Origin of the sequence: Janthinobacterium silvisoli (genome assembly GCF_014200725.1) — a bacterium.
Lineage (GTDB): Bacteria > Pseudomonadota > Gammaproteobacteria > Burkholderiales > Burkholderiaceae_D > Janthinobacterium.
Map to the genome: position 1 here is coordinate 47,728 of NZ_JACHCL010000001.1, position 15,975 is coordinate 63,702.

The window sequence follows — 15,975 nt, forward strand, 5'->3', positions numbered from 1 at the left end:
GGGAGACAACATGGCATCACAGCAAGGCACGGTGGATTTTCTGCTGGACCAGATGGCGGGCGCGGGCGGCATCAGCGCGAGGAAGATGTTTGGTGAATATGGAGTGTATTGTGACGGCAAGATGTTCGCCATCGTCGCCGACGACCAGTTATTCATCAAGCCAACTGAGGCTGGGCGGGCATGGATTACTGCGCAAGGCAGCTTGCAGGAAGCACCGCCCTACCCGCAAGCCAAACCGTATTTCCTGATAGCTGGCGAGCTGTGGGACGAGCGCGACTGGCTGTCCCAGCTGGCCCGGCGCACGGCCGATGCCTTGCCGGCGCCGAAACCCAAGCCACCGACGAAAGCGCGGAAATAAGCTTTAGTTTGCGATTGCTATTAACACTATTTCCCCCACAAGCAAAGACTGGGGTAAAAATGTATAGAACTATCTCACAACAGTATTAGTCAGTCAGCACGCTATTGCCGCAAACCTTGCCCTGCCGGTAGCAGTCCAGGTTGTGATAGGTGATGGCGGCGATTTCGCGCAGGGCTTCGATGGTGAAGAAGCCCTGGTGGCCTGTGACCAGGACGTTGGGGAAGGTCATCAGGCGCTGGAAGATGTCGTCGTCGATGATGTCGGATGAGCGGTCCTGGAAGAACAGGCTGCTTTCCTGTTCGTAGACGTCGATGGCAAGCGAACCGAGCTGGCGCGATTTCAGGGCGTCGATGACGGCGCCTGTGTCGATCAGGCCGCCGCGCGAGGTGTTGACCAGCATGGCGCCTGTCTTCATCAGCGGCAAGGTGTCGGCGCCGATCATGTGGCGCGTGCTGTCCATCAGCGGGCAATGCAGGGAGACGATGTCGGACTCGGCCAGTAGTTGCGGCAGTTCCGCCAGGGTGCCCAGGCCGTCAAACGCTGGGGCCGGATACGGATCGTGGCCCAGCACGCGGCAGCCAAAACCTTTGAAGATGCGGGCCGTGGCCAGACCAATCTTGCCCAGGCCGACGATGCCCACCGTCTTTCCGTGCAAGGTGGAGCCGAGCAAGCCGTCGAGGGCAAAATTGCCTTCGCGCACGCGGGCATAGGCGCGGTGCGTGTGGCGGTTCAGGGTTTGCACCAGCGCCAGGGTGTGTTCGGCCACGGCTTCCGGTGAATAGGCAGGCACGCGGGCGACGAAAAAGCCCAGGCGCTTGGCTGCGTCCAGGTCCAGGTTGTTGTAGCCGGCGCAGCGCAAGAGGATGGCGCGCACGCCGTAGCCGTGCAGCGCTTCCAGCACGGGCGCATCGAGCACGTCGTTGACGAAGACGCAGACGGCGTCGGCGCCTTGCGCCAGGACCACGGTTTCCTGTTCCAGCAAGGCGCTGTGATAAATCAGTTCGATGCCGGCCGCGTCCGGTTGCGAGGGCAAGGCTTCATCGAAGAAGCGGCGGTCGTAGGGCTGGCTGCCAAAAAAGGCGATTTTCATGGGGCGTCCTGGTTGGATTGCGCAGGCAAAATCAATTGCCGCATGTCAAAACGCCATCATAGCGTATGCCCATGCTTGCACGCTACACACGAAGTCAAGACCTTAATCCTTTTCTCGTGGCGCAGCGAGCGCAGCCCGCACGAAGGCCGTTTCTTCCAGATGAGTCTGGTGATAGCGGTCACGCGCGGCCCGCATGGCCGCATGGTGAGCCGGCAGGCTGGCGGGTTTGAGTTCGACGCCAAAATCATCAGGCGGCACCGGTTCGCCGCCAAACAGCCGCGCCAGGACCAGATGGCCGACGTTGTCGCGGTAATGTGATGCTTCCCAGTAATAGCGCATTTCGCGCTGGCCACTTACTTGCGGGATGGTTTCGCTGGTAATGCTGTTGTAACCGGAAAAATCGAACAGGCGCACATCGCAGCCCTGCTCACGCTGGCGCTGGGCCAGTTGCGCCAGGCTGGCTTGCCACTGTTCCATGGCCAGCCACTTGCCGCGCCAATACAGGGCGTCCATGCTCAAAGCATGCGTGGGATTGATGTACAGGCGCAAGCGCGTGCCGCCACGGCACAGCTTGGCGATGCTGGTCTCAAACGCTTGCAGCGCGGGGGCGGTAGGGCCCAGGCCATCGCTAAATTCTTGCAGGCGCGGCCGCATGGCGCGCGCCGTGCCGATCCAGCCATAGCTGGGCTTGCTGATGCAGGACTGGTCGCGCTGGCCTTGCAAAGCCAGGCTGGACAGGCACACGCCGCCATAACTGCCGCTGAGGATGCGCCAGCTGTCGTGCGTCATGTCCAGCGTCAAGCCCCGCTTCAGGTTGAGCAGCGCGCGGCGCGCAAAAAAAGCGGGGCCACCATCGGTCAGGCCCGGCTCCACGCCGGCCGAGCCCAATTCCATGGAAAACGATGGGGCATCGATGCCCCACACCAAGGTATCGACATGGCTGACCCTGGCCGCATGTCCGGCCAGGCGCATGGCGTCGCCGATGGACGCGCCCGAGACAGCGCTATTGAACACCGTCAAACCGCCAAACAAGGGCCGCACGGCCGTGGGCAAGCCGATTTCCGTGCGCGAGTTGCCGATGTACACGACGGCTGGGCGGTAGCGGGCCACGGCATAGCTCTTGCCCCAGACACTCAATTTTTCATAGGTGGGACGCAAGCGCTGCAGCAAGGGGCTTTCCCACTGGTGCAGCAGATACGGGTCGATCCGGTAATTCAGGGCCGAGACAGCGGCCAGCGCGATCAGCACGCAAGCGCAAAACCAGAGCAGATAGCGGCGGGCGGCAGTATCCATGGTCAGAATTGAAAGTAGAGAAATTCACTGACCCGGTTCATGCCAAAGATGCAGGCGATGAATAGCGCGGCCAGGCCCACGCTCCAGCGCCGCGTGGGCCGCCAGTTGACATTCCAGCGGCCAGGTGGCTGGAATATTCTTTCAATCGCAGGCTCGTAATGACAGAATATTTCTTGCGTATTGGGCGCCTTGAAGGCCAGCAACATAGCGCCCAGCAGCAATGGCAAGCCGGGTCCGGCCAGCTCTATCCAGCGGATGCCGTCGAAAATGGGATGCAGTCCCCATGACGCCAGCACGGCGCCTTGCCCGGCCAGTCCGCGTGGCAGGCTGACACCGTTGGCGCCGAACAGCGCACCGAGGATATCCCAGGCGGTGGCCACGTCGGGGGCGCGGAAGAAAATCCAGGCCAGCATGACGGCAAAAAAGGTCAGCAGGCCCGGCCACCAGCGCCCTGCTCGTGCTTCGCCAAACAGATGGCGCCAGGCTTGCTGCAGCACCAGATACAGGCCATGCAAGCCGCCCCAGATAATAAAAGTCCAGCCGGCGCCATGCCACAGGCCGCCCAGCAGCATGGTCAGCATGAGGTTGCGGTAGCGCAGCAGCGTGCCACGCCGGCTGCCGCCCAGGGTGATGTAGAGATAGTCGCGCAGGAAACGCGACAAGGTCATGTGCCAGCGGCGCCAGAAGTCGGCAATATTGGCGGCCTTGTACGGTGAATTGAAGTTCAGCGGCAGCTTGACGCCAAACAGCCGCGACAGGCCGATGGCCATGTCGGAATAGCCGGAGAAATCGAAATACAGCTGGAAGGTGTAGGCCAGCACGCCTATCCATGCCTCGATCAGGGTCGGCTCGGCGCCAGCCGCGAAGATGGGAATGGCCAGCGGCGACAGGTTGTCGGCAATCAGCACTTTCTTGGCCAGCCCTACCACGAAGATCGACAGGCCGATGGCAAAGTTGGCCGCATGCGGGCGGCTGTTGGTGGGGTCGGCAAATTGCGGCATCATGTCGCGGTGGTGCAGTACGGGGCCGGCAATCAGGTGGGGAAAGTAGCTGACGAACAGCACATAGTGAATAAAACGGTATTCACGCACTTCGCCCCGGTAGCAATCGACCAAAAAGGCAATCTGCGTGAAGGTGAAGAAAGAGATACCGATCGGCAGCAAAATCTGCAAGTCGGCCCAATGCAGGCCGCCAGCTGCATTCACGCTATCGATAAAGAAATTCGCGTATTTATAGTAGGCCAGCAAGCCCAGGTTCAAGGCCAGCGCCAGCACCAGTAGACGCTTGCGCACCGGTCCTGTGCTGGCGGCAATCGCCCGGCCGCTGGCATAATTGACGCTGATCGAGGCTAACAGCAGTGGCAGATAACGCAGCTCCCACCAGGCATAAAAAAATAGCGAGGCGGCCGCCAGCCAGGCAGCAGACGCCAGCGCGCGCCATCCCGTTTGCCGATGGCGGCCCAGGCGGCCCAGCAAAAAATAGCCGGCCAGCACGATTGGCAAATAGCAAAACAGAAACCCAAACGAATTAAATAGCATGGCGCCTCCTGCCCCTCCCGGCCAAGGCCGTCAGCGAGCCAGCGCCAGCCTGCAAGCCGAAATAGCAATCGGCTATCTGGCTGGCCACCCTATCCCAGGTAAATTGTTCGACCAGCGCCTGCACGGCGGCCCGCTCGGGGCGCTGCGCCACCAGTTGTTCGATGGCCAGCCTTTGCGCCTGGCCATCGTCCCAGCGCACCTTGCGCAGCGCAAACGCGGAAGCAGGCAAGTCCAACGCGCTTTGCGCCGTCATCACCACGGGCGTGCCGGCCGCCAGTGCTTCCAGCACGGACAGCGGAAACACTTCACCCTGGCTGGGCAAGGCCGCCACGGCGGCCGCGTTAAAGGCGCTGGCCAGCAGCGGATCGGCATGGTCGAGCGGCCCCAGCCAGCTCACATGGCGCAAGGCCAGCAATTGCTGCAAATACGCCTGATCGGCACGCGGCGCGGCGCCGATCAGTACCACGGGCAAGTTGCTACCGGCCAGCGCCTGCGCCAGCCCCAGCTGGTTTTTATACGGAGAAATGCTGCCGACCATCAGCACGAACGGCCGGTCTATACCCGTTTCACGCCGGAACAAGTCGCTATTGGCCGTAAAGAAATGCGGATTGATGCCATTGGGAAAGACGCGTATCTTGCTCTCTTCCATGCCAAAGCCGTCGATGATGGCAGTACGCTCGGCCTCGCCCAGCGCGATCACCAGGCTGGCCAGCTGCAGGGCGCGCTTGCTTTGAGCGTAACTGGTTTGCACCATCCAGTCCGTCAGGCGGCCAGCCAACCGGTCAACCAGCCGGGCGCGCCAGGCGGCGGCGCGGTTCCAGCCAGGTGACAGCAGCGGCGACAGCACGACCGGCAAACCCAGTTCGCAGGCCGTTTCCACGATGCGGTAATTGCCGTTGATCGCAGAAAAAACATGTATGACGTCGTAATCGCTCAGGTAGCCGTGATTGGCGTCGACCAGTTGCACCTGCAGCGAGCGCGGTGTGCGCGGCATGACGCGGTTCAGGGCCGCAATGGTTTCGCGCACCTGGATCTGCAAGCCACCGTCGCGCTGGAATAGCATCGGGTAAGACAATATGCCGACACGCATGGTGATCCTTTCAAGGCATTCAATGTGAGTTCGAGGCAAACACGCGGCCGCTCAGCTTGCGCAGCAACAGCAGGAATTCGGTGGCGATATCGTGCTTCAGCAAAAAGATGCCGGCCATCCAGCAAGCCAGCATCGACAGCGCCGTGACGGACAGCGCCAGCAACGGCGTCACGTGCGGATGCCAGACCAGCATGCATAGCGGCGGCGGCGCCGTCAGCACACAGAGCACCAGGCTCTTGCGCAAAGCCTGGAACAGGACGCGCCACTCCAGGCCACTCAAACGCCGCAAACAGCCATAGATCAGCCAGCTACGCAGCAAGGTGCTCGCTACTACGCCCCAGGCCACGGCCAGCAGTCCGAACGGTGCCGCCCCCAGCAAGACCGCCACCCGCAACAGCCCGGCCCAGGCATCGAGCCTGGCCTGGGCGCGCATCTGCCCGGTTGCCACGAACAGATAGCGGGCCATGCTGAACATGCTAAGCACTGCCGACGACAGGCACATGATGCTGATCAAGGGCGCGCTGGCGCTCCATTGCTCGCCGTACAACACCTTGACCAAGGGCAAGGCCATGCAGGCCAGGAACAGGAAAAACGGCCATGACAGCGCCGTCATGCAGCTGATCGTGCGCAAGTAGACCGGCACTGCCCCGCCCTCCTCGCGATTATCACGATTACGCAAGGCAAACAGAGGAAACACCACGGGTGAAATGGCGCTGGTAATGGCCTGGTTGAAAATACCGAGCATGCTTTGCGCCTTGCCGAACAGAGCCAGGCTTTCGATATCGATCAGCTTGCCAATGATGAGGTCGGGCGCCACCAGGCCCGCCTCGTCGATCAGCCCGCCTCCCGTGGAATAGGCGCCAAAGGTAACGATGGCCTTCATGCCGCGCCGCGACGGCAGCCACGGCAATTCACGGGGACGCACCAGCAGGCTGGTCAGCAAGGAAGCCAGCGAGCCGGCCAGCACGGCGCCGACCAGGCTCATGTAACTGCAGCCGAGCAGCGCCAGGCTCACGCCGACCAGCAGATTGGTGACGCTATTGGCCGCGTTGATGGCATAGATTGCGCGAAAACGCAGTTGCCGCCGCAACATGGGCAAGGTCAAGGCGCTGAACGGTATCAGCAGGAAATTAATCGACAATAGTTGCAGCACCAGCTTGAGCCGTGGTTCCTCGTAGAAATGCGCGAGCGGAGCGCTGGCCGCCAGCACCAGCGCCGCCAGCAGCCAGGCCACGATCAGGCTGGTTGCCAGCGCGGCGCGCAGCTTGTGCATGTCCAGCGTCTTTTCCTGGATCAGATACTGGCCCACGCCGAAATCGCGCACCACCTGGGCCAGGGCCACCAGCACCGCGCCCAGCGAATACACGCCCACCTCGGCCGGGGTCAACAGACGCGACAGCACCATGGTAGCCGCCATACCCAATAGCAGCACCGTGTATTTTTCAGCGAATGAAAACAGAAAGGAATGGCGCGTGGCATTCATGGCGCGGTCCGGCCGGGCGCGCTACACCAGTCCCGCATAAAAGCCCCGCAATTGCTGCTCCAGCCTGCGCATGGAATAACGCTGCTCCGCCTCGATCCTGGCCTGCCTGCCCATCTCGCTGCGCCGTGGTCGGTCTTGCAGCAAGGCGGCCACGGCCTCGCAAGCCATCTCGGCATCATCGAGCGGCAGCAGCAAGCCGCCGCGGCTGCCACGCAAAATATCGCTACTGCCTGGCACATCGGTGCCCACGGCCGGCACGCCACAGGCCATCGCCTCGATGGTGGAAATACCAAAACCTTCATTTTTACTGAGCAGCAGATGCAGGTCGAAGGCCGGCATCAATAAGTCGATGCGCTGCTGGAAGCCGGTAAACAAGACGCACCCGCCCAGCCCTGCGGCCTGGACTTGCAGCCGCAGCATCGCTTCCAGCGGCCCCGTGCCGGCCAGCACCAGATACAGGTTTGGGAAGCGCGGCTGCAAGCGGATAAACAGCGCCAGTAGTTCCTGCGGCCGTTTTTGCGCCGACAGCCGCGCCACCGAGCCGAGCACCAGCGCGTCTTGCGGCAAGCGCAGCTGCCGGCGGGCTTGCTCGCGCCGGGCGAGCGACACGATGAAACGGTCCGTATCGACGCCATTCGGTATCACGGCCAGCCGCGTGCCGGGCGCCAGCCAGTCGCGGTACAGGGCCAGGAAGTGCTGCATGGATGAGAGCGAGACGGCGTACACGCCCTTCACGCCGCGAAACGCTTCGCGCATCAACGGTTGCTGCCAGGCGCTCAAGGTTTCCAGCGGGAAGGCATTGTGCACGCTGATCACGGTAGGCAAGCGGCACTGCCTGGCTTGCCACAGGATGGACGCGCCATAGGTAGTCCAGCAAAACGCCACATGCACCAGGTCGGGCCGGTAGCGCCGCAGCCGCCAGGCGCCCAGCAGCTTGGCACGCAGCAAGTTTACCCTGCGCCATGCCCAGTGCTCGATGAATAGCGGCGGCTCGTAAATACTGACCCGCAACTGCTCCGCTTTCAAGCCTTGCGCCCAGGCCTGAAAACCGGGAAAGCGGCGCAGCGCCAGCATGCTGTGGTAACCGGCCGCGTCCAGCACGCGCGCTTCCTGCGCCATGCGCAGCTCCATGCCGCCCAGCTCGCCGGAATAACTGCTGATCACGATACGGGGCAGCCGCTTGCGCCGTCCCCGCCAGGCTTCATGGAAAAAGCCGCGCAAGGAGGCCATTTCCCAGCGCCGCTGGAACAAAGCCTCCCGGTCGCGCCGCAACCAGTCGGACACGCTACCTGCCAGGTGGCGGACATATAGTCCCAGCATCCAGCGGGGCACTCCCAGCAGCTCCACAGTTTGCTCGGGCATATGCAGCCGGCACTTGCCCCGTCCAAACAGATAGGCGCGGTGCACTATCCAGGCCATGTCTACCTGATGCGTGCGTATGATATGCGAGACCCTGGCCTGGGGACAAAACCAGGGCAGATGGCCAGACTGGAACATATCCAGGTTCAGGCGCGTTTCACTGCCCATGGCGTAACTGGCCCCCTTGGGACCGATGCTTTCGTCATAGCGGGCGCCCGTCTCGAACATACGGCGCCGTATCGCCATATTGGCGCCCCATACCAGGCCTGGATACACGGGACCATCGCGCAGCGCGGGGCTGGTCACGCCCCAGGTCAGGCCCTCCGGTGTCAGGCGCAACAGCCATGGCGCGGGTGGCACCCGCCAGGCGGGCACGATGGCGCCGCCAAACAGGGCGCGGCCCGGATGCAGCCTTGCACAGTGGACCATGCGGCGCAGCCAGTCGCAGGCGGGAATGGCGTCATCGTCGCCAAACATGAACAGGTCGCTGCCATCGCCCATCTGGAGTAAGCCCAGTGCCACGGCGTCGTTCAGGGCGGCGCTCCTGCCGCGCCGCGCCACGTAGAGCGTGGTGAGCGGCAAGCGTCCATGGAAACGCTGCAGTACGGCGGCCGTGCCATCGCTGCTGCCATTGTCGGCCACGATCAGCCGCCAGCCACCCGGTGGCGCCTGCAGGGCCGTATAGGCTTGCAGCACTTCGGGCAGGGTTCCAGCGCCATTGTAGGTAGGCATGAGAACGGTCAACAAGGTAGTGCCTCCTTCGTCTTACCATGGCAACACTCTTCACAGCAATGTACTGAGCAGTGTACTGAGCCACTCCACCGGCTCCTTGCGCGGCATCAAGGCTCAGCCCGTCGTCTCGGCCCGTCATTCAAAGCAGAGCAGGTTCCATGCGCGATCTCCTCGTCACCCTCGTGATCTTCGGCTCCCTGCCTTTCATCCTGAAGTCGCCCGCGATTGGCGCACTGATGTGGGTCTGGGTCAGCGTGATGAATCCGCACACCCAAGGCTGGGGTTTTGCCACGCACTTGCCGTTCGCCTTCATCATCGCGATCGCCACCATGTTCAGCCTGCTGATTTCGCGCACGCCCAAAAGCCTGCCGCTGACGCCCATCAGCTTGCTGCTACTGGCGTTTGTTGTCTGGATGAATATCACGGCCCCGTTTGCGCTCTTGCCCGAAGCGTCCTGGGTGCAATGGAACAAGGTCATGAAGATCATGCTGATGAGTTTTGTGGTGATGATGGTGATACGCACGCGGCAAGATATTCTGCGCCTGGTCTGGGTGCTGGCCGGCTCGATCGGCTATTACGGCGTGAAAGGCGGCATCTTTACTATCCGCAGCGGCGGCACGGAGCGGGTCTGGGGACCGGAGGAAACTTTTATCGGTGACAACAACGCGCTGGCCCTGGCCCTGATCATCACCATCCCCTTGATGTTTTATCTACAGCAAAACACCGACAAACGCTGGCTGCGCCACGGCTTGAGCGCGGCCATGCTGCTGTCCGCATTGGCTGCGCTGGGCTCGTATTCGCGCGGCGCGCTGCTGGCGATTGCAGCCATGTGTCTGTTCATGTGGATCAAGAGCGGCAGGAAAGTGGCGCTGGGCGCGGTGCTGTGCCTGCTCACGCCGCTGCTGCTGGCCTTCATGCCCGACCGTTGGTCGGAACGCATGGATACGATCAATACTTATCAGGAAGACAGTTCCGCGCTGGGCAGGCTGAACGCCTGGCAAATGGCCTGGAACCTGGCGCGCGACCGTTTCCTGGGCGGCGGCTTCGAAGTGTCCGATCCGGGTATCTTTGCCCGTTATGCACCGAACCCGATGGATGTGCACGCGGCGCACAGCATTTATTTCCAGGTATTGGGCGAACACGGTTTTGTGGGCCTTGCAATTTACCTGGCGCTGGGCATCGCCACCTGGCGCGCAGCAAGCCGCATCATCAAGCTCACGCGCAACGCCGCCGAGCTGCGCTGGGCGCTGGGCCTGGCGACGATGATACAGGCAAGCATGATCGGCTTTGCCGTGGGCGGCGCCTTCCTCAGCCTGCTGTATTTCGACATGCCCTATTATTTGATGGCCGTGCTGATCGCCACGCGCATCGTGGTCGAGCGCCAGTTGCTGACCGGGCAAATCCAGTCATGAACACCGCCAGCCTCTCGATCCTGATCTATCACCGCGTGCTGGCCCGGCCCGACCCGCTGTTTCCCGGCGAAGTCGACGCCCGCCTGTTCGAACGGCAATTAAGACTGCTCAAATATTTTTTCACGCCGCTGCCCCTGCCGCAAGCCTTGCAGCGCCTGCAGGATGGCAGCTTGCCGCCACGCGCGGCCTGCATCACCTTCGACGACGGTTACGCGGACAATGCGCAAATAGCCTTGCCGCTGCTGCAAAAACACGGCTTGCACGCAACTTTCTTTATTGCCAGCGGCTATCTGGATGGCGGACGGATGTGGAATGACTGCCTGATCGACGCCGTACGGCGTGCTCCCGCCCCCCGCCTGGACTTGCGCGAGCTGGGCCTCGATTGCTGGCCTATCGGCACGCTGGCACAGCGCTCTGCCGCCATCGCGGCCCTGCTGGCCAAACTCAAATACCTGCCGTGCAGGCAGCGCCAGGCGCTGTCGGAACAGGTCAGCCTGCGGGCGGGCGGCTGGCCCGGCAGGGAAACGGAACCCATGCTGACAGTGGCACAATTGCGGGCGCTACATCAGGCCGGCATGCAGATCGGCGCGCACACGGTGCGCCACCCCATCCTGTCGGCACTGCCGGAGCGGCAGGCATGCCAGGAAATCGTCGATGGCAAGACCCAGCTGGAACAGTGGCTGCAAACTCCGGTGGATCTGTTTGCGTATCCGAACGGCAAGCGGGACCGCGATTACGGTGCGCGCCATGTCGCCATGGTCAGGGAACTGGGCTTTACGGCGGCCGTGGCCACGGACTGGGGCGCCAGCCGGCCAGGTCCGCAGCTGGACCTGTACCAGCTGCCCCGCTTTACGCCGTGGGATCGAGGACGGTTGATGTTTCTGTGGCGGTTGCGGCAGAACCTGCGGCAAACGCCGCCGGATGCAAGCTGAGCCATTGCTCCAGCATCATCAGGATCCACACCATGGTACCGTGATACGCCGGGTGTTCCTGCAGCAAACGTCCTTGCAAGTCGGAAATGAAGGCGGGCCGCACGATGCCGCGCCGGCGCAGCTGGCTCAGATTATCGAAGGCGAAGTCGCGCAAGCCCGCATGACTGTGCAGCCACAGGCCGAACGGCAAGCCGAAACCGTGCTTTTTCTTGTGCAGGATCGCATTTGGCAAGGTGCCGGCCAGCGCGCGCTTGAAAAACGGCCGCAGCTGCCTGCCGTGCAACTTGTCGGCAGGCGCCAGGCTAGCCGCAAAGGCCACCATTTCATCGTCCAGGAAGGGAAAAGCCGCTTCCACGCCGGCCAGCTCACAAGCCTTGCGCACCTTGGGCAAGTCATTGTCAGCCAGGGTAAAACGCATGTCCAGCGCCAGCAATTGATTAATCTGGCTCAACTTCAAGTCTTGCCGTTGCCAATAGGCGCCGTTCAGGCAGGCAGGCGCCACGCCGGGGTCGATGGTCTCGATAAAGCCGTCTTCCAGCACCGTGCGGTAGCCATAGCGCTGCAACAGATTATAGCTTTCCATACGGGCCGGCAAAGGCTGGCTGGCTTGCTCGATATAGCTGCGCAGCTTGTCGGCCAGCTTCCACGGCCTGCTATTGTGCTGGCGGAACAGCAATGGCTCGATGACAGCCTGGCGCAGCATCGCAGGCAAGTTTTCATAGCGCGACAGCAAGGCCTGGTGCGCATAACGCTCATTTCCGCCAAACAGTTCATCGCCGCCATCGCCGCCCAGCAGGCGCGTCACGCCATCCTGGTGCGCCATCTGTGCACAATAAAAGGCGGGAATCGCCGAGGCGTTGCCGAATGGCTGGTCGAATACGGCGGCCAGTTGCGGGATTGCCTCCAGCACGTCTTCGGCCGTGACATAGCGTTCATGGTGGCTGCTGCCCGTATGGCGGGCGGCCAGGCGCGCATACGCCATTTCATCATAGCCGGGCGCATCAAAGCCGATCGAATAGGTGCGCGCGCTCTGGCCCGTCACTTGCGCCATCAGCGCGGCGATGCTGGAACTGTCGGTGCCGCCGCTCAAAAAGGCGCCCGTGGTTTCCGCATCGCCGCCCAGGCAACGTTCCACCGCCTGCCGCAGGATGCGCAGGAATGCCCGTTCCTGCGCCGCGCCGCCGGCATGGGCCGCCTCCTTGAACAGCATATCCCAGTACTTGCCCTTGCACAGCTTGCCCTGCTGTACATGCAGATATTCGCCAGGCAATAATCGCTGCTGGCCCAGGTAAGCCGTGGCCGGGCCCGGCACCATATGAAAGTACAAATAGTTATACAGCGCCTGCGGATCGAGCGCGGTCCGCACGGCAGGATGGGCCAGCATGGCATCGTGCGAAGAAGCAAAAAACAGCCCCTGCGCATGGCTGGCATAGCTGAGCGGGTGCTGGCCCGTGCGGTCCACGGCCAGCAAGGCGGTACCTGAAAATTCATCGAGGATGGCCAGCGCAAATGGCCCGGACAGGGAAATACAGGCGGCCACCCCCTTGCCCAGCCACAACGGCGCCAGACGGCGCGCCACGTCCAGGCTGGAGCCGTCCAGTTCGGGCCGACCCCAGATAGCCACCAGTAAACCTTCTTTTTGATACACGTGGCTGGCGCCTGCACAAGCAGCCACGGCCACGGCGCTGCCATGCCCCGTGCGCAGTTGCACGGGCACCCGGTCGTAGCGGGCCAGCGGTTCCGCCATGGCGGCCAGCACCAGCTCATGCTCTGGCGTACCGTCCCCGCTCAGGGTCAACCAGCCGCACAGGCCGCTCATACCAGCACCTCGGCCGGCAAGGGATGGCTGAGGAAGGCCGTGGGACTGGCCGTCAAACCATACGCGCCCGACTGGAACACCACCACCAGGTCGCCCGCGTCGGCCCGTGCCATCTCCATCTGGTCGGCCAGCAAGTCCAGCGGCGTACACAGGGGTCCGACCACGGATGCCCGCTCGCGTTCGCCGCCATATAAACGGTTGCCGATGGCGACCGGATAATTCTTGCGTATCAGCTGGCCAAAGTTGCCGGACGCGGCCAGATGATGGTGCAGTCCGCCATCGGTAATAAGAAACACTTGCCCATGCGACAGCTTGCGTTCGATCACCTTGCACACATAAATACCCGCTTCGGCCACCAGATAGCGGCCCAGCTCGATATTCAGGCGCGTATCGGGCGAGACCGCCTGTAAGCGGTCCAGCTGCCGCTGCAAGCCGTCGGCCAGCGGCGTCAGGTCCAGCGCCTGGTCGCCAGGAAAATACGGCACGCCAAAGCCGCCGCCAATATTGAGCACGCGCATCGGGCCAGGCGCATGATCGGCCAGGCGCAAGGCCAGTTCCACGCTTTGTCCCTGCGCTTCGGCCAGGGCCGTGGCCCACAGGTTTTGCGAGCCCGAATAAATATGAAAGCCTTCAAATACCAGTCCCATCTCCGGAATGCGCGCCAGCAAGGCCGGCACCAGCTCCACATCGACACCAAACGGCTGCGCGCCGCCGCCCATGCGCATGCCGGCGCGGCGCAGGGAAAAATCGGGATTCACGCGTACTGCCACCCTGCCAGCCAGACCCAGCCGTTCACTGGCCAGCGCCACTCTTTCCAGTTGAGCCATCGACTCAATATTGATCAGCACGCCGGCAGCCACCGCGCAAGCGAGCTCGCCATCGCCCTTGCCCGGCCCTGCAAAGCTGATGCGCTGCGGTGGCATGGTGGTATCGAGGGCGATGGCCAGTTCACCGCCCGAAGCCACATCGATGCCATCGACCAGGCCCGCCAGGCATTGCACCACGGCCGGCATGGGATTGGCCTTCATCGCATAGTGCAGGTGCACAGCAGCCGGCAGCGTGGCCCGCAGAGCGGCCACGCGGCGCGCGATATGCTGGCGTTCATACGCATAAAACGGCGTGCGGCCCACCCGCTGGGCCAAACGCGTCAGCGCCATGCCGCCCAGCTCCAGCATGTCGGCATCCACCGCGAACTGCGCCTGCCGTGCATGCGCGATCATGGGTGGTCTCCATAGGCGGCCGCCAGTTCGGCCGCCAGCAGCGGCCGGTCGATCTTGCCGTTCGGGTTGCGCGGCAAGCAATCGCCGCGGATCACGATGTAGACGGGCACCATGTAGGCAGGCAAGCGCAGGCGGCAGGCAGCCAGCAGCGCATCGCGGCTCAGTTCTACGCCGGGCGCGGCGGTCACCAGCAAGGCGATGGCCGAGCCCAGCACCGGGTGCGGCACACCGAGCGCCGCCGCTTCGCCCACCAGGCCGCTGGCATACGCTACCTCTTCAACCTCGGCCGGGCTGACGCGATAGCCCGACGTTTTGATCATGTCGTCGCTACGGCCGACAAAATATAGGTAGCCGTCCGCATCGCGGCGCACCGTGTCGCCCGACCACACGGCCAGTTCCGGCACCACCAGGCCCGTGGCTTGCGGCGGCAAGGGCTTGAAACGCTCTGCCGTACGGACCGCATCGTTCCAGTAACCAAGCGCTACCAGCGCGCCGCGATGCACCAGTTCACCGGGTTCGTCCGCCTCGCACTCGCTGCCGTCGGGGCGCAGCACCAGTACTTCAGCGTTCGGGATGGCCTTGCCGATGGAATCGGGCCGCCGTTCCAGCTGTTCCGGCGCCAGGTACGTCGAACGGAACGCTTCGGTCAAGCCATACATCAGGAAAATCTGCGTGCGCGGCAGGGATAAACGCAAACGCTCGACGCTAGAGCGCTGCATCACGCCACCCGAATTGGTGATGTAGCGCAGCGGTGAAGACAATGGCCAGCTCAGCTGCGACAACTGTATCCACAAGGGCGGCACGGCGGCCAGGCCCGTGATCGCTTCCTGTTCCACCGTTTCAATGATGTCGCGCAGCAGCAGGTAATTCATCAACACGGCGCAGGCGCCGCTGGCAAAAGCTGTCGTCAGCTGGCTCAAGCCATAGTCAAAACTGAGTGGCAAGACGCACAGGATGCGGTCTTGCGGCGTGTTGCGCAGATAACTGGCAACGCTGAGCGCGCCGGCCACCATATTACGGTGCGACAAGACCACGCCCTTGGGCCGGCCCGTGCTGCCCGAGGTGTACAAAATGGCCGCCATGTCGGTGTCGACCACGGCGTGCGGCGCCATCGGGATATCGGCGCCGGCCGCCAGCAAGGATTGCCAGGCCATCATGGGCAGCGCACTGGCGGGATGCTCATCAAGCTGATTACCCGTGACCACAATGGTGCGCAAGTCCGGACAGGCCGCCAGCGCCGGCGCCAGCTGGGCCAGCCGTTCGCGCGAGGTGACCAGGATGCTGACGTTGCAATCGGCAAGTATATAAGCGACCTGCTGCGCCTTGAGCAAGGGATTGACGGGCACGAACACCCCGCCGGCGGCCGCCGTACCAAACATGGCCGTCACATTTTCAGGGCATTTTTCCAGGTAAACGGCGACTCTTTCCGCGCGTCGCAGGTCCAGGCTCAGCAAGGCGGAAGCGCAGTCGCGCACGCGGCGCGCCAGTGCTGCATAACTGAGCAGCGTTTCCTGGGCCGGGTAGGCAGCGGGATAAGACAAGGCCGGTGTGCCAGGTGCACGCTGCGCCGCCTCGAAGATAAAGTCATGTACGAATGTCGCCATTGTTTCGCCCCTGTATTTCAACCCTGTTATGGAGCCCCGGCAAAC

Annotated in this window: 12 protein-coding genes; 3 read left to right on the top strand and 9 right to left on the bottom strand. The window is 62.9% G+C overall.

Going from position 1 to position 15,975, the window contains the following annotated elements:
* Positions 1-10: 10 nt before the first annotated feature.
* Positions 11-358, top strand: coding sequence for a TfoX/Sxy family protein (locus HDE75_RS00180; protein ID WP_183678868.1), 348 nt, complete (start codon positions 11-13; stop codon positions 356-358).
* Positions 359-443: 85 nt separating this feature from the next.
* Here the strand turns inward: HDE75_RS00180 and HDE75_RS00185 are convergent, their stop codons facing one another.
* The 6 genes from HDE75_RS00185 to HDE75_RS00210 all read right to left on the bottom strand — a co-directional run bounded on the left by HDE75_RS00185 (position 444) and on the right by HDE75_RS00210 (position 8,958).
* Positions 444-1,448 (bottom strand): 2-hydroxyacid dehydrogenase, encoded by a 1,005-nt coding sequence (locus HDE75_RS00185; RefSeq protein ID WP_183678870.1) that lies wholly within the window; start codon positions 1,446-1,448, stop codon positions 444-446.
* 102 nt (positions 1,449-1,550) lie between these two features.
* Positions 1,551-2,741: a hypothetical protein gene (locus tag HDE75_RS00190; RefSeq protein WP_183678872.1), complete on the bottom strand. Its 1,191-nt coding sequence runs from the start codon at positions 2,739-2,741 to the stop codon at positions 1,551-1,553.
* A gap of 2 nt (positions 2,742-2,743) precedes the next feature.
* On the bottom strand, positions 2,744-4,279 hold the full coding sequence (locus HDE75_RS00195; protein WP_183678874.1) for an MBOAT family O-acyltransferase: 1,536 nt from the start codon (positions 4,277-4,279) through the stop codon (positions 2,744-2,746).
* Positions 4,269-5,369 carry a glycosyltransferase family 4 protein gene (locus tag HDE75_RS00200; RefSeq protein WP_183678876.1) on the bottom strand — a complete coding sequence of 367 codons (1,101 nt, stop codon included), beginning with the start codon at positions 5,367-5,369 and terminating at the stop codon, positions 4,269-4,271. Before HDE75_RS00200 ends, HDE75_RS00195 begins: the two co-directional genes overlap by 11 nt.
* 19 nt (positions 5,370-5,388) lie before the next feature.
* Positions 5,389-6,852 carry a lipopolysaccharide biosynthesis protein gene (locus HDE75_RS00205; RefSeq protein WP_183678878.1) on the bottom strand — a complete coding sequence of 488 codons (1,464 nt, stop codon included), beginning with the start codon at positions 6,850-6,852 and terminating at the stop codon, positions 5,389-5,391.
* 21 nt (positions 6,853-6,873) lie between these two features.
* Positions 6,874-8,958: a glycosyltransferase gene (locus tag HDE75_RS00210; protein WP_260174196.1), complete on the bottom strand. Its 2,085-nt coding sequence runs from the start codon at positions 8,956-8,958 to the stop codon at positions 6,874-6,876.
* Between the two features lie 143 nt (positions 8,959-9,101).
* On the opposite strand from HDE75_RS00210, the gene HDE75_RS00215 reads away from it, so the two are divergent.
* Entirely contained in the window at positions 9,102-10,355 is a 1,254-nt protein-coding gene (locus tag HDE75_RS00215) for a putative O-glycosylation ligase, exosortase A system-associated (RefSeq protein WP_183678880.1), read from the top strand.
* Positions 10,352-11,287, top strand: a complete 936-nt coding sequence (locus HDE75_RS00220) for a polysaccharide deacetylase family protein (RefSeq protein ID WP_183678882.1) — start codon at positions 10,352-10,354, stop codon at positions 11,285-11,287. Before HDE75_RS00215 ends, HDE75_RS00220 begins: the two co-directional genes overlap by 4 nt.
* On the opposite strand, the gene HDE75_RS00225 is transcribed toward HDE75_RS00220, so the two are convergent.
* The 3 genes from HDE75_RS00225 to HDE75_RS00235 are packed head-to-tail and all read right to left on the bottom strand — an operon-like array spanning position 11,205 to position 15,930.
* Positions 11,205-13,106, bottom strand: a complete 1,902-nt coding sequence (locus tag HDE75_RS00225; RefSeq protein ID WP_183678884.1) for an asparagine synthetase B family protein — start codon at positions 13,104-13,106, stop codon at positions 11,205-11,207. The two genes, HDE75_RS00220 and HDE75_RS00225, sit on opposite strands and share 83 nt — an antisense overlap.
* The gene (locus tag HDE75_RS00230; protein WP_183678885.1) at positions 13,103-14,326 is read right to left on the bottom strand and encodes a pyridoxal-dependent decarboxylase, exosortase A system-associated; all 1,224 of its coding nucleotides are present in this window, start codon (positions 14,324-14,326) and stop codon (positions 13,103-13,105) included. Before HDE75_RS00230 ends, HDE75_RS00225 begins: the two co-directional genes overlap by 4 nt.
* Entirely contained in the window at positions 14,323-15,930 is a 1,608-nt protein-coding gene (locus HDE75_RS00235) for an acyl-CoA ligase (AMP-forming), exosortase A system-associated (RefSeq protein WP_183678887.1), read from the bottom strand. Before HDE75_RS00235 ends, HDE75_RS00230 begins: the two co-directional genes overlap by 4 nt.
* Positions 15,931-15,975: the final 45 nt, after the last annotated feature.

Bases quoted from the DNA above. Each gene is read 5' to 3' on its own strand.
- HDE75_RS00195 (WP_183678874.1), bottom strand. From the start codon at position 4,279: ATGCTATTTAATTCGTTTGGGTTTCTGTTTTGCTATTTGCCAATCGTG.
- HDE75_RS00220 (WP_183678882.1), top strand. From the start codon at position 10,352: ATGAACACCGCCAGCCTCTCGATCCTGATCTATCACCGCGTGCTGGCC.
- HDE75_RS00200 (WP_183678876.1), bottom strand. From the start codon at position 5,369: ATGCGTGTCGGCATATTGTCTTACCCGATGCTATTCCAGCGCGACGGT.
- HDE75_RS00190 (WP_183678872.1), bottom strand. From the start codon at position 2,741: ATGGATACTGCCGCCCGCCGCTATCTGCTCTGGTTTTGCGCTTGCGTG.
- HDE75_RS00215 (WP_183678880.1), top strand. From the start codon at position 9,102: ATGCGCGATCTCCTCGTCACCCTCGTGATCTTCGGCTCCCTGCCTTTC.
- HDE75_RS00185 (WP_183678870.1), bottom strand. From the start codon at position 1,448: ATGAAAATCGCCTTTTTTGGCAGCCAGCCCTACGACCGCCGCTTCTTC.
- HDE75_RS00180 (WP_183678868.1), top strand. From the start codon at position 11: ATGGCATCACAGCAAGGCACGGTGGATTTTCTGCTGGACCAGATGGCG.
- HDE75_RS00205 (WP_183678878.1), bottom strand. From the start codon at position 6,852: ATGAATGCCACGCGCCATTCCTTTCTGTTTTCATTCGCTGAAAAATAC.
- HDE75_RS00235 (WP_183678887.1), bottom strand. From the start codon at position 15,930: ATGGCGACATTCGTACATGACTTTATCTTCGAGGCGGCGCAGCGTGCA.
- HDE75_RS00230 (WP_183678885.1), bottom strand. From the start codon at position 14,326: ATGATCGCGCATGCACGGCAGGCGCAGTTCGCGGTGGATGCCGACATG.
- HDE75_RS00225 (WP_183678884.1), bottom strand. From the start codon at position 13,106: ATGAGCGGCCTGTGCGGCTGGTTGACCCTGAGCGGGGACGGTACGCCA.